Source organism: Roseburia sp. OF03-24 (genome assembly GCF_003463035.1).
GTDB lineage: Bacteria > Bacillota > Clostridia > Lachnospirales > Lachnospiraceae > Roseburia > Roseburia rectibacter.
The window spans coordinates 1-13,054 of record NZ_QSCK01000041.1 but is presented as its reverse complement, the minus strand read 5'-3'; the positions used below and the strand labels follow the sequence as shown (position 1 = coordinate 13,054).

Genomic DNA, 13,054 nt, shown 5'->3' with positions numbered 1-13,054 from the left:
CTGCATTTCCTGCACTCTGATTTTGCAGGCTTTCAATCTTTTTATATCTCAATCACGTTTTTACTTTTCCGGTAGGCCGGTTTTGTAAGTCCTGTCGTGATAATTTTTGCACTCTCAAACGGAGCAAATGTTACGCTTGATATCTGGTTGAATTTACTGTCATCTGCTAAAATATAACAATCTCTGCAGTTTTCCATGGAGCGTTTTTTTACGAGCGCTTCTTTTAACTCCGGTGTGGAAAATCCGCGCTGCATGCTGATTCCGTTTGCTCCCCAGAATCCTTTTGTAAAATTGTATTTTTCAACCGAAGAAACAGCCTCCTCTCCCACGATCGCCTCAGTTATTGCTTTAAACTCTCCACCGAGGATATATACCGTACATCCTTTCTGTGCAAGTTTTTTTGCATGTGTGATCGCATTGGTCACAAATACTGCCTGTTTGGTCGTGATGAAATCAATCATCAGGTCCGTCGTCGTACCTGCATCAATATAAACAAAATCTCCAGGTTCGATCAGCCCTGCCGCATATTTTGCGATCTTTTCTTTTGCACCTTTGTTCCGTTCTTTTCGCTGCATGACTTCGTCATCCTCGGTACTATATGAGGTATTTTTTAAAATTGCACCTCCGTGTACCTTGATGAGCTGACCATTTGCATCCAGTGTATTTAAATCTCTTCGTATTGTCGACTCTGATGCATCCAGTTCTGTCATGAGCTGCTGAACGGTTACGCTCCCCATACTTTCTAGTATGGATAAAATTCTTGAAAATCTTTCTTCTGTCAGCATATCTTTCCCTCCATTTTCATTCACAACCGTTCAATTTCGTTCATCTTTGATAGTTCTATTATATGTTCACATTCCGTCACAGTCAATCAAAATCCGTCAAAATCATTCACAAAAAAACATTTTAAAAATTGTGAAATATGCAAAAAAACTGCCGCAAGAATCAGTCCTGTTTCTTTACCAGGAAGCCTTTTCTTACGACAGTCTTTATATTTTTGATCTAATTTATACTAATCGCTGCTTTTTCACACTGCTTTCCGTTATTCACACGATCATAAACGCTTTACTCCCCCTTTTGAAAACGTTCGATCGCATCTTTTACATCATCCGCAAAAATTTCAACCACCTCTGCATTTTTCGTCTTATACCGTATGATACCCATTTCCTCAAATGCCTGTCCGGCAATATAACACCGCAATGCCATCAGTACGCCACTGTGCGTTACGATCAACACATCTTCCGTCTCCCGTTCTAAGATCATTCCGAGTATATCAAGCGCACGCCTCAGCACTTCATTGTAACATTCTCCATGCGGTGTATGGACATAACGCCTGTTGGCATCCCAGTCCTGATACTCTTTCGCATTTTCCTGCGTAATGCTGTCCCAGCTTCTGCCTTCCCAGTCGCCCATATCCATTTCCCGCAGGCCATCCGCCGCAATACATGGAATATCAAGCGCGATCGCCGCCTCCTGTGCCGTCTGTGCTGCACGAAGCTGTGGGGATGTATATGCCCGCACAACCTGAAGAGTCCCTTCCTTTTTCCGATCCAGAAGCATGTCCGCAAGCTCTTTTGCCTGCTGCTTTCCTGTCTCGTTCAACGGCACATCTGTCTTGCCCTGTATTTTCTTTTTTACATTCCAGTCCGTCTCTCCGTGACGTACAAAATATAAAATCATTGATTTCTCCTCTTTTGGGTGATGTTGTCATAAATCAAGTATAAACAATTCGTTTGGATTTGTCTATGTGAATCCATGGCAGCAACGAATCATGCTTGCAATTTATGATCTCCCCATGTATACTACATCTATCGCAATTCGATTTTATTTCCATAGAATCATTTTCTGAATACCACTCTTTTCATTCCGGCATTTCGCCACCTATTTCAGAAAACTATTGTGAAAAACACTTAAATTTTTTATAATTAAAGGAGAAAACTACATGGGGAAAAACAAAGGAAAACGAAGTCACACAAAACATGTTTTTGTGCAGAAGAAGTACCGGGATGCCTTGTTCCGCAGGATTTTTAATGAGAAATCAGTTTTGCTGGAGTTATACAATGCCCTGAATCAGACAGATTACGATGATGCAGATGAACTGATCTTTTACACGATCGATGATGTAATCTATCTCGGATATAAAAATGATGTATCATTCATCGTCCGTGGCACATTAAATCTGTATGAACACCAGAGTACCTTAAACCCCAACATGCCGATCCGCGGACTAATCTATTTCGGCAAGCAATACGAGAGCTACATTAAACAAAATAACCTGAACATTTACGGAAAAAAGTTGCTTTCATTACCGTTTCCGCAGTTTGTTATTTTTTATAATGGGATTGAACCGTTGAAAGATGGCAAAGATTACATGGAACTGCATCTTTCAGATGCGTTTGAATGTGTAAAGCAACCCCCAGTGGAAACGAATGTGGTATCTAATTCCAATGTGCAAAATACCCCTGGCTCTTTCAGCACCCGCCCCTGCTTAGAATGTACTGCGCGGATTTACAACATTAATTATGGACACAATCATGAATTGATGGCGCGATGCCGGACTTTAGAGGAATATTCCATTCTGATCGGCAGAATTTCTTCGAATGTCAGAAACGGCATTCCATTAGAACAGGCAGCGGATACCGCTGTACAGGAATGTATCAGGGACGGTATTTTGCAGGATTTTCTTATCAAACACAGATCGGAGGTCGTTGGTATGTTATTGGAAGAATTTGATATGGATGAATATATTAAGATGGAACGCAGAGACAGTTATGAGGATGGACATGAGGATGGCTTAGCCGAGGGCAAACGTCTTGAGCAGTTACACGTCGTCCACAACATGTTTCAAAAAAACATCCCTGCCGAAAAATGTGCCGATCTACTTAATCAAAACACTGATTTTGTCAATAAAGTATATTCTCTATGTCAGGCTCACCCAGACTGGTCAGATGAAGATATTTACAATGCATTAAAAGAAAAATAAAGCTTTATTAAAATTCCTGTAAATATATCATTTTATCAATATCCCATACTTGCAGGGATCTTTTCTTTCTATTCTACTTGTGTATAATAATATCTTTATGTTCATCCACCGCAATTCGATTTTATTTCCATAGAATCATTTTCTGAATATCACTCTTTTTCATTCCGGCATTTCGCCACCTATTTCAGAAAACTATTGTGAAAAACACTTAAATTTTTTATAATCAAAGGAGAAAACTACATGGGGAAAAACAAAAGAAAACGCAGTCACACAGATCGGAGGTCGTTGGTATGTTATTGGAAGAATTCGATATGGATGAATATATTAAGATGGAACGCAGGGACAGCTATTCGGATGGACATGAAGATGGATTAGCGGAGGGGAACCGTCTTTATCAATTACATACCATTCACACCGTTCGCAACATGTTCCAAAAAAACATCTCTGCCGAAACCTGCGCCGACTTGCTTGACGAAGATATGGCTTTTATTAATAACGTATATTCTCTATGCCAGATGCACGCAGACTGGTCGGATGAAGATTTTTACAACGCGTTAAAAGAAAAATAAGTCCATTACATAAAAAATACCTGTAATTACATGCCCGACAACATATAATTACAGGTATTTTATTACTGAAATATTTCTTTTTTACAGATCACATAGGAAATAACTGCCACGATCACTTCCGTCACCCAGAATGCATGCCAGACACCGGCAGCTCCAAATATTTTGCTTAAAATAAATGCCAGCGGCAGGATCACTATGATATACCTGAGCACTGAAATTACTAACGACTCTTTTCCTTTTCCAAGACCTTCTAATGCTCCTGACACAGTGACAGATACCGACGATGCAATAAATCCAATACTGATCAGACGCAGTGCCTCTTTTCCATACAGAATCGTCTCCGGATTACTCGTAAACAATCCTATGAGAGTCTGCGGAACTGCCAAACAAAGTATTGTCCCGATCACCATGACTCCGGCGATCAATATCAGTGCCGATCTGAAAATATCTTTCACACGTTTTTTCTCCCCTGCACCATAATTATACCCAACCAATGGGCGCATTCCCTGCACCACACCATTTCCTGTCAGATATAAAAATGTCTGCAGCTTAAAATAAGCCCCAAGAACAAGTACATAACTTGCAGAATAAACAGCAAGAATCGCATTTAATGCAGAAACCTGGATTGACGGAAGCGCAAGACTCAATGTTGCAGGCACACCGATTGAATACATTTTTCTGCTAAGTGCTGCATCCGGCGTCATATCTTTCAATCTTACTTTTACCGGAATTGGATTTAAAATGTAAAACATTAAATAACATACCAGAGATATGATCTGACCGATCCCGGTTGCAAGTGCTGCTCCACGGATTCCCATTTCAGAGAAAATTCCGATACCAAATATCATAAGCGGGTCTAAAATAATATTAGACACGCATCCCACCAGCATACAGAGCATAGATGTTTTCATACGTCCCACCGACTGAAAAATCTTTTCAAAACAAAGACCCGCTGCATTCGGTACTGCAAAAAGAAAAACAATCTTTGCGTACTCTGTTCCCATCTCTATGATAGATCTTTTATCTGTAAACATGGCAAGAAAAGGTGCTGTGATTGCAATGCAGACTACCGCCAGAACAAATCCATGGATCATATTAAAAAGTGTTCCCAATGACGCCGTTTTATCTGCGGTATTATGTTTTTCTGCTCCAAGAAAATATGCGATCGTCGCATTGATTCCGATTGCAAATCCAATGACAACCGCATTGACCAGATTCTGCAGGGGAAATACTAAAGAAAGCGCCGTCATTGCATCCTCGCTGATGCGGGCAACAAAATAGCTGTCAATGATGTTGTATAGAGCGTTAACTAACATGGAAAATGTCATCGGCAATGCCATAGAGATAACAAGCGGCATGACCGGTTTTTCTTTCATAAATTTCTGGTTCATTGTGTAATCCTTTCGTTACTGTTTACCTGAAAGCCTGGCACCTGCCTTCAAACTTTGGGACTTTTATTCCTGTGCGCAAAAAAATGCCACACAGCTATAACGCCTTATAGCTGTGTGGCGAAAAATAGAGTTCATCACTCAAGAAAAGTCCACTCCATAAAAATGGTTTTGGAACTGTATTATAACCAGTAAATTTTATTTCTGTCAAGTAAATCTTATTTTGTAATATCAATACGCACCAGTGCTTTGCGAAGTGCAAATTCCGCACGTTTGACATCGATTGCCTCTGTCCGGTGGGCAAGTCGTTCCTCAGCGCGCGCACGCGCAGCTTCGGCACGGTTCTTGTCGATCTCATTCGGCCACTCTGCAATCTCTGCGAGAAGTGTTACCTTATCCGGCAGGATTTCCGCAAAGCCGGAATGTACCGCTGCGATCACGTCATCTTCACCTGTTTTATGAATCTTTACAATACCAGGTGCTAACACAGTCGTGAGCGGAATGTGCTTTTTATATACACCGATCTCACCGGAGGCAGTGGTAAACTCGATCATATCGCCCTCACCTGTATAAAAAACACGATCCGGCGTAATGATCTCTACCTGAAAAATTCTGTTTTCGTCTGCCATATACTATCCCCTTAAATCTACTGCATCTTTGCACGGACATCATCGATCGTACCTGCATTTAAGAAATAACTCTCCGGTACATCATCATGTTTTCCTTCAAGAATCTCTTTAAATCCACGGATCGTCTCTGCGATTGGAACATATTTTCCATCCAGTCCGGTAAACTGTGTTGCAACGAAGAACGGCTGGGATAAGAATCTCTGTACCTTTCTTGCACGGCTTACGACCAGTTTATCATCCTCGGAAAGCTCGTCCATACCAAGGATTGCAATGATATCCTGTAATTCTTTGTATTTCTGTAAAATCTCCTGCACACCGCGGGCTACCTCAAAATGTTCCTGACCAACGATACGCGGGTCTAAGATACGGGAAGTAGAACCAAGCGGATCTACTGCCGGATAAATACCAAGCTCTGCAATAGAACGCTCAAGCACGGTTGTTGCATCCAGATGTGCGAATGTGGTTGCCGGAGCCGGGTCAGTTAAGTCATCGGCAGGCACATATACTGCCTGAACGGAAGTGATAGAACCGTTCTTCGTAGATGTGATACGCTCCTGAAGAGCACCCATCTCTGTCTGTAATGTCGGCTGGTAACCTACAGCGGAAGGCATACGTCCTAACAGTGCGGATACCTCAGATCCTGCCTGTGTAAAACGGAAAATATTGTCAATGAAAAGCAATACATCCTTACCGCCTTTATCACGGAAGTACTCTGCCATCGTAAGACCTGTTAATGCAACACGCATACGTGCTCCCGGCGGCTCGTTCATCTGTCCGAACACCATGGTGGTCTTATCGATAACTCCTGATTCTTTCATTTCATAGTAAAGGTCATTTCCCTCACGGGTACGCTCACCAACGCCGGTAAATACGGAATATCCACCGTGCTCGGTTGCGATATTGTGGATCAGCTCCTGGATTAAAACGGTTTTACCTACACCGGCACCACCGAACAATCCGATCTTACCACCTTTCTGGTAAGGGCAGAGAAGATCTACGACCTTGATACCTGTCTCTAACATCTCCTGGGATGTTGCCTGTTCCTCAAATGCCGGAGCAGGTCTGTGGATCGGCCATTTTTCCACACCGGTCGGAGGATCGATCTCATCGATTGGATCTCCTAATACATTAAACATTCTGCCTAACGTATTCTCACCTACCGGCACGCTGATCGGTCCGCCGGCTGCAACTGCATCCATTCCACGGACTAGTCCATCGGTCGATCCCATTGCGATACATCTGACTGTATCATCGCCCAGATGCTGGGAAACCTCAACGGTCAATTCTTTTCCCGACTGTTCACCTTTTAACGGGATACGGATCGCATCGTTGATCTCCGGCAGATTGCCCTCTGTGAATTTAATATCCAGAACGGCACCGATAATCTGGGTAATCTTACCGATATTATTTGCCATCGCTTCTTTCTCCTTGTAATCATATTTTTATGCAGATTCCTGCGAAATATTTTTCCACTGTATCTGCCTGAACACAGCCGGCAATATTTCCTGATATAAAAATCTGCTATCCAGAGATTGCCGACGCACCGGCAATGATCTCTGTTAATTCCTGTGTAATCGAGCCCTGACGTGCCCGGTTGTATTTGAGCGTCAGATCACTGATCATATCCTCTGCATTGCTCGTTGCAGAATCCATCGCCTGCATTCTCGCACCGTTTTCACTGGCAACTGCCTCCACAAGTGCCCCGTAAAACAGGCTTGTAACGTATTTTGGAATGATCATATCAAGTGCTTCTGTCTCATTCGGCTCATAATTCATCAGAACGTTTGCCTCTGCTGCTGCACCAAGTTCTTCTTCATCAAACTCGATCGGTAACAGCTTCATCAGCTTCGGTTCGTGTACGACTGTATTTTTAAAATGTGTATACACCAGATAAATCTCGCCGATCGTGCCATTGGTGTAATCCGCAAGCACCTTCTTGCAGAGTTCTGCCGCATCATCATAGGATGGTGACTCGATGATATAAGAATCATCTTCCTTAATATGATAACCACGGCGTTCTAATACCTCACGTCCTTTTCCACCGATAGCATAGATCTCTACATCATCTTTGGAAAAGTCACTTCCGGTAACCAGCTTGATCAAATTGGAATTGTATCCTCCGGCAAGTCCACGGTTGGATGTGATCACAACGATCGCTTTCTTTGTGGAAGTGCCTTTTTTCAGATAAGGATGGTCAATCCCACCTGATCTTGCAAGCATGGAAGTAACGGTCTGGTACATATAATTCGAATATGGATTCGTCTGTTCTGCCCTGCTTTTTGCTTTCTGCAGTTTTACGGTTGAAACAAGCTTCATGGCTTTTGTGATCTGCTGCGTACTCTGTATGCTGCTTTTTCTTCGTTTAATGTCCCTCATTGAGGCCATAACAACTTCCTCCTTTTTTTGGCGAAGTCCTGCTTGTTACGCTTATTTCAAGAAATCTGCCTTACATTCTTCAATCGCTTTGACGAGTTTTGCCTCTGTCTCATCACTGATGACTTTCTCTGTGCGGATTGCTTCCGGTACATCCGGATATTTGGTATCCACATACTCAAACAGTGCTTTTTCAAACGGTAAAACCTGTTCTACCGGAATATCCAGAAGGTATTTTCTGGTTGCCGCATAGATGATGATGACCTGTTTTTCAACCGGCATCGGCTGATACTGCGGCTGTTTTAACATTTCACGGATTCTGGCACCCTGTGCTAACTTCTCTGTCGTGTCGGCATCAAGTTCGGAACCAAACTGTGCAAATGCTGCAAGCTCTCTGTACTGTGCCAGCTCGACACGGATCGGTGCTGCAATCTTCTTCATAGCCTTGATCTGTGCGGAACCACCTACACGGGATACCGAAAGACCAGCATTGATCGCCGGACGGAAACCGGAGTTAAACATCTCTGTCTCAAGATAGATCTGACCATCGGTAATGGAAATAACGTTCGTCGGAATATACGCTGAAACGTCACCCGCCTGTGTCTCGATGATCGGCAATGCAGTCAGGGAACCTCCGCCAAGTTTATCGGAAAGTCTTGCTGCACGCTCTAAGAGTCTTGAGTGAAGATAGAATACATCTCCCGGATAAGCCTCACGTCCTGGTGGACGTTTTAAGAGTAAGGAGAGTGTACGGTATGCGGCCGCATGCTTACTTAAATCATCGTAAACAACGAGAACATCCTCTCCATTCTCCATCCATTCCTCACCGATCGCACATCCTGCATACGGTGCAATATACTGTAATGGTGCAAGCTCACTGGCAGTAGAAGCAACCACTGTCGTATAAGACATTGCTCCAAATTCTTCTAATGTTTTCACCAGAGCGGCAACAGTGGACGCCTTCTGTCCGATGGCAACGTAAATACATTTTACGCCCTGTCCCTTCTGGTTAATGATCGTATCGATCGCGATCGCTGTCTTACCGGTCTGTCTGTCACCGATGATCAGCTCACGCTGTCCACGTCCGATCGGCACCATGGAATCGATCGCCTTGATACCGGTCTGTAACGGTGTATCTACGGATTTTCTCGAAATAACACCCGATGCGACACGCTCGATCTGACGATATTTGTCCGTCTCGATCGGTCCTTTGCCGTCGATCGGCTGTCCTAACGCATTGACAACACGTCCTAACATGGCGTCACCAACCGGAACCTCTACGACTCGTCCGGTGGTCTTTACGGTATCACCTTCATTGACATTGCGCTGCGCACCTAAAAGTACAGCACCAACATTATCTTCCTCAAGGTTTAATACCATTCCGTATACTTCTCCCGGAAATTCCAGAAGCTCACCCTGCATTGCGTTGTCAAGACCGTGAATACGTGCGATACCATCTGCTACCTGAATAACGGTACCAACGTCAGCTACTTCTAACTGCGCTGCATACCTTTTGATCTGTTCTTTAATTACGGAACTTATTTCTTCTGGTCTTAAATTCATGAAGCGCATTCACCTGCTTTCAACTGTATTTTTGATAATTCGCGTGTCAGATCATTTAATTTGGTCCGGACACTGGAATCAACGACTCTGTCGCCGATGCGAATCACCATTCCGCCTATCAGTGCGGAATCCACTGCATAATGCATCTCAAATTTCACATACTTTGTAGTCTCTAACAATCGTTTCTCCACTGCTGCCTTCTGCGCTTCGGATAACTCCATTGCTGATGTCACATAAGCGGTTCCGATGTTCTTATACTCCTTGACACAGTCAATGAAATAATCCAGCACCGTATCCACTTTTGCGAAATGACCTTTTTCTACAATCAGGCGGAGCAGTCCAACAAACTCCGCGGAAATCTTTTCTGCAAATATGTCTTCTATGATCTTTACTTTTTCTTCTTTAACGATTTTTGGATGACTCATTAATTTGAAGAGCTCAGGATTTTCTTTTAAAGCAATTTTTACTGCAACCGCTTCATCCCGGAATTCATCCATTCTTCCGCTCTCTAGCGCAACTTCAAACAATGCATCACCGTATGTTTTTGATACTAGCTTTGCCATGTCGAATCACCCATTTCTTTCAATGTTTCTTCTACCAGCGTATCCTGCACGGTCGCATCGATATTTGCTGCAACAACTTTTGCCGCCATCATGGATGCAACTGTGATCATTTCCTGTTTTACTTCATCCATTGCACGCTTCTTAGAAAGCTCTGCTTCTTCGTTAGCTCTCTTTATGATGCGCGCTGCTTCTTCTTTGGCGTCACTCTCAATACGTGCTGCATTCTTCTGCGCCGTCTTGCGTGCCTCGCTTAAGATCTGCTCTGCCTCTTTATCGACATCTTTTAACTTTGCATCATATTCTGCTTTGAGTGCTGCTGCATCCTGTTTATCCGTCTCTGCCGTCTTAATATCGGCTGCGATACGGTTCTTTCTGTCATTCAGCAGCTTGCGTGCCGGTTCAAACAGCATCTTGGACATGAATAAAAATAAGAAAAATACTGCTAACGCCATTAAAACCACATCATGCAGTAACTGAAAATCCAGTCCAAAAAGTCTTGTCATTTCCTCCAAGGTTCGGCCTCCTTTCCAAATTTTTTATTCCAAAAATGGAGCGCCATTCATTAACCCAAAGGCTGTACGAACAGTAAAAGCATCGCAATCAAAAGTCCGTAAAGACCTGTTGTCTCTGCAACTGCTTGTCCTAAAAGCATGGTTGACATAATGTCTCCCTTTGCACCCGGATTACGTCCAACTGCTGCTGCACCATGTCCTGCTGCGATACCCTGTCCAATACCAGGTCCGATACCGGCAATAACTGCCAGACCTGCACCGATAGCTGAACATGCCATAATTAAATCGTGTCCTGTGATATTCATATTAATCCTCCTTGTTTTGCGAAGCAAAATCCGAACCCTCTGGTGAGGAGAGGATTTTACTCCTAAATATTATTATTCTTGTTCGTAGTTCTGACCAATGTATGTCATTGTCAACATACAAAATACATACGTCTGAATTGCTCCTGAGAACAAGTCAAAGTATACATGGAGTGCTGCCGGCCAGATGATTGCTATTTTGCTCAGCAGTCCATAAACTAATGCCATCATAACGGTTCCTGACAATACGTTCGCAAAAAGACGAAGCGACAATGAAATCGGCACTGCGATCTCACTGATCACATTGATTGGAAACCAGATTGGCAGCCATGGTGGCAATGGGGAACACATATCTGTCCAGATCTGCTTGATCGGCAGATTCTTAAACTGCGTGATATGGATCAGGAAGAATGTAATAAGACCAAGTGCCAGTGTCGTACCATAGTCAGCCGTTGGTGGTCTTAATCCAAACAGACCTGATATATTACTCATAAGAATAAAAATAAAAATGGTACTGATATAATTGACAAACTTCGGTGCTGCCACCTTTCCCATGGTGCCGCTTACCATGTTATCAAGCATCTCAACCATCAGCTCGATAACATTCTGAAATCCCTCCGGGATCTCCTTTGCATGTTTGATCGCACGGTTTCCTGCAATGGCAAGTGCCATCATAAGCAGCATAACGATCAATATGCAGACATGCGATGTTGTGATCCAGACTTTATGTCCGAATATCTCGTACTGAACGATACCATGTATCATAAAGTCGATATTTTCGGCTCCGGATGACATCAGAATTGCATGATTCACTCTCTCACCTCCCTCATATGAAATTGTTATCTTCACTGTCTGAAGATACATCACCTCTTCCTTGCAGTTTTTGTATTACTCTATGTGTAAAGGGCTGTAAGTACGCAGATACCTTAAGTCCCAATACCCCGATAAACGCAGTGATCAGATTTCCGAGATTCCATTCCATCATAATAAAGAAAACGATCACAACAACAGCATAGCGGAGCAGTGATTTTACAATGATCTTCTTCTTTGCATTGTCCTCTCCATACAACTCCACCGCATCTCTTAATACAGTTGCGATGTTGACTGCCATACCGCACGCTAAACCGATACCGATCAGAAGTCCCGTGGTGTACCTGGCTTTGTCGGTGACAAACCAAACACCTGCTAATTCCACGATCACTCCATACACAATAATTCCCAAAACAAGTCCCGGCAATGCATCATTGATTCTTCGTAACATTATTTCTGCCACCGTCCTGTCCGTAAATCTTTTTTGTCATTTTAAAAATATTGGTAAATCCGGCCAGAGCACCCATGATAAACAATGGGATCACGATCCAGAGCATATCATATTTTCTGCCGATCCATGTACCAAAGAGAGTGCACATCACGATCGGAACGATCATATTCAATCCAAACTGCAGGATCAGTGTCAGTGCCTGAAACACCTTTCTGTTTTTTCTCACTTGCATCGTTCCTCCATAAAGTACAATCTTTATTCATTATAACATTTTTCGCCATTTTGTCTATCAAATATCCGTCATTTTGTATAGATAATATTTCCTTTTTGTTAAGAAATATTTCAAATTTGTCTATTATCTGCACTATATTATAAGTAACCCGATAAATGATGGTTTGTTTATGAAATAAATCGCCCGTCCAAATGGTGAGTCGTAGGTTTGTGAATGGCATCTTGCGCAAAGCCGGAGTTAATTTTGGTTCCGTTGTACGAAAATAAGAAAAGTCTAAGTGTGTCTGAGTTAGATTTTTTCGGAGTGACGTGAACGGCAACAACGAGTCATCCATGACTCGATGCTGCCTTGTTCTGCCATCCGTGGCAGAACATCACTGTGTATCTACAGACACACTAAGATTTTCTAATTTTCTCCCAAAGTCACAAAATCAGCTTCGGCTTTGCGCAAGATGCCAGCCTCCAGGTTATGAAACACCATTTGGGTGGGCGGTTCATCTCAAAATCGGGGGCGCGGGTGTGAATTTTTGACATTTGCACGAATGGAAATATGCTTAAAATCCTAATGTGCTGTATCACTAATATTCAGCCTGATGACTTCCCAGAATTTTTATATGCTACATTATATTATAAGAATCGTTTCGTAAATTGTCCGACCAATAACACAAAATATTTTTTCA

General features: G+C 42.8%; 15 protein-coding genes. 2 read left to right on the top strand and 13 right to left on the bottom strand.

Annotation, left to right across the window (positions count from 1 at the left end; translation table 11 throughout):
• Positions 1–41: 41 nt before the first annotated feature.
• Together DXA60_RS16715 and DXA60_RS16710 are read right to left on the bottom strand one after the other, a co-directional pair.
• On the bottom strand, positions 42–785 hold the full coding sequence (locus tag DXA60_RS16715; protein ID WP_117922437.1) for a DeoR/GlpR family DNA-binding transcription regulator: 744 nt from the start codon (positions 783–785) through the stop codon (positions 42–44).
• A gap of 280 nt (positions 786–1,065) precedes the next feature.
• Positions 1,066–1,680 carry a histidine phosphatase family protein gene (locus DXA60_RS16710; protein ID WP_117922436.1) on the bottom strand — a complete coding sequence of 205 codons (615 nt, stop codon included), beginning with the start codon at positions 1,678–1,680 and terminating at the stop codon, positions 1,066–1,068.
• Positions 1,681–1,942: 262 nt separating this feature from the next.
• Between DXA60_RS16710 and DXA60_RS16705 the strand changes: the two genes are divergently transcribed.
• Together DXA60_RS16705 and DXA60_RS16700 are read left to right on the top strand one after the other, a co-directional pair.
• Positions 1,943–2,983: a hypothetical protein gene (locus DXA60_RS16705; RefSeq protein WP_117922435.1), complete on the top strand. Its 1,041-nt coding sequence runs from the start codon at positions 1,943–1,945 to the stop codon at positions 2,981–2,983.
• Between the two features lie 290 nt (positions 2,984–3,273).
• On the top strand, positions 3,274–3,552 hold the full coding sequence (locus DXA60_RS16700) for a hypothetical protein (RefSeq protein WP_243006934.1): 279 nt from the start codon (positions 3,274–3,276) through the stop codon (positions 3,550–3,552).
• 62 nt (positions 3,553–3,614) lie between these two features.
• On the opposite strand, the gene DXA60_RS16695 is transcribed toward DXA60_RS16700, so the two are convergent.
• From DXA60_RS16695 to DXA60_RS16645, 11 genes are all read right to left on the bottom strand, one after another.
• Positions 3,615–4,943 carry an MATE family efflux transporter gene (locus DXA60_RS16695; protein WP_117922434.1) on the bottom strand — a complete coding sequence of 443 codons (1,329 nt, stop codon included), beginning with the start codon at positions 4,941–4,943 and terminating at the stop codon, positions 3,615–3,617.
• 215 nt (positions 4,944–5,158) lie between these two features.
• A complete protein-coding gene (gene atpC, locus DXA60_RS16690; protein ID WP_117922433.1) occupies positions 5,159–5,569 on the bottom strand; it encodes an ATP synthase F1 subunit epsilon in 411 nt (136 codons plus the stop codon).
• Positions 5,570–5,586: 17 nt separating this feature from the next.
• The gene (gene atpD, locus DXA60_RS16685; protein WP_117922432.1) at positions 5,587–6,984 is read right to left on the bottom strand and encodes a F0F1 ATP synthase subunit beta; all 1,398 of its coding nucleotides are present in this window, start codon (positions 6,982–6,984) and stop codon (positions 5,587–5,589) included.
• Between the two features lie 106 nt (positions 6,985–7,090).
• Positions 7,091–7,954, bottom strand: coding sequence for an ATP synthase F1 subunit gamma (gene atpG / locus DXA60_RS16680; protein ID WP_006855267.1), 864 nt, complete (start codon positions 7,952–7,954; stop codon positions 7,091–7,093).
• Positions 7,955–7,996: 42 nt separating this feature from the next.
• Positions 7,997–9,505: a F0F1 ATP synthase subunit alpha gene (gene atpA / locus DXA60_RS16675; RefSeq protein WP_117922431.1), complete on the bottom strand. Its 1,509-nt coding sequence runs from the start codon at positions 9,503–9,505 to the stop codon at positions 7,997–7,999.
• Positions 9,502–10,068 (bottom strand): ATP synthase F1 subunit delta, encoded by a 567-nt coding sequence (gene atpH, locus DXA60_RS16670; RefSeq protein ID WP_117922430.1) that lies wholly within the window; start codon positions 10,066–10,068, stop codon positions 9,502–9,504. Before atpH ends, atpA begins: the two co-directional genes overlap by 4 nt.
• Positions 10,056–10,571, bottom strand: coding sequence for a F0F1 ATP synthase subunit B (gene atpF, locus DXA60_RS16665; protein ID WP_117922429.1), 516 nt, complete (start codon positions 10,569–10,571; stop codon positions 10,056–10,058). Before atpF ends, atpH begins: the two co-directional genes overlap by 13 nt.
• A 59-nt stretch (positions 10,572–10,630) precedes the next feature.
• Positions 10,631–10,885 (bottom strand): ATP synthase F0 subunit C, encoded by a 255-nt coding sequence (atpE, locus tag DXA60_RS16660; RefSeq protein ID WP_006855263.1) that lies wholly within the window; start codon positions 10,883–10,885, stop codon positions 10,631–10,633.
• Positions 10,886–10,957: 72 nt separating this feature from the next.
• On the bottom strand, positions 10,958–11,746 hold the full coding sequence (gene atpB, locus DXA60_RS16655; RefSeq protein ID WP_117922428.1) for a F0F1 ATP synthase subunit A: 789 nt from the start codon (positions 11,744–11,746) through the stop codon (positions 10,958–10,960).
• The gene (locus DXA60_RS16650) at positions 11,709–12,143 is read right to left on the bottom strand and encodes an ATP synthase subunit I (protein ID WP_117922427.1); all 435 of its coding nucleotides are present in this window, start codon (positions 12,141–12,143) and stop codon (positions 11,709–11,711) included. Before DXA60_RS16650 ends, atpB begins: the two co-directional genes overlap by 38 nt.
• Positions 12,124–12,375 (bottom strand): AtpZ/AtpI family protein, encoded by a 252-nt coding sequence (locus tag DXA60_RS16645; RefSeq protein WP_243006933.1) that lies wholly within the window; start codon positions 12,373–12,375, stop codon positions 12,124–12,126. Before DXA60_RS16645 ends, DXA60_RS16650 begins: the two co-directional genes overlap by 20 nt.
• Between the last annotated feature and the right edge of the window lie 679 nt (positions 12,376–13,054).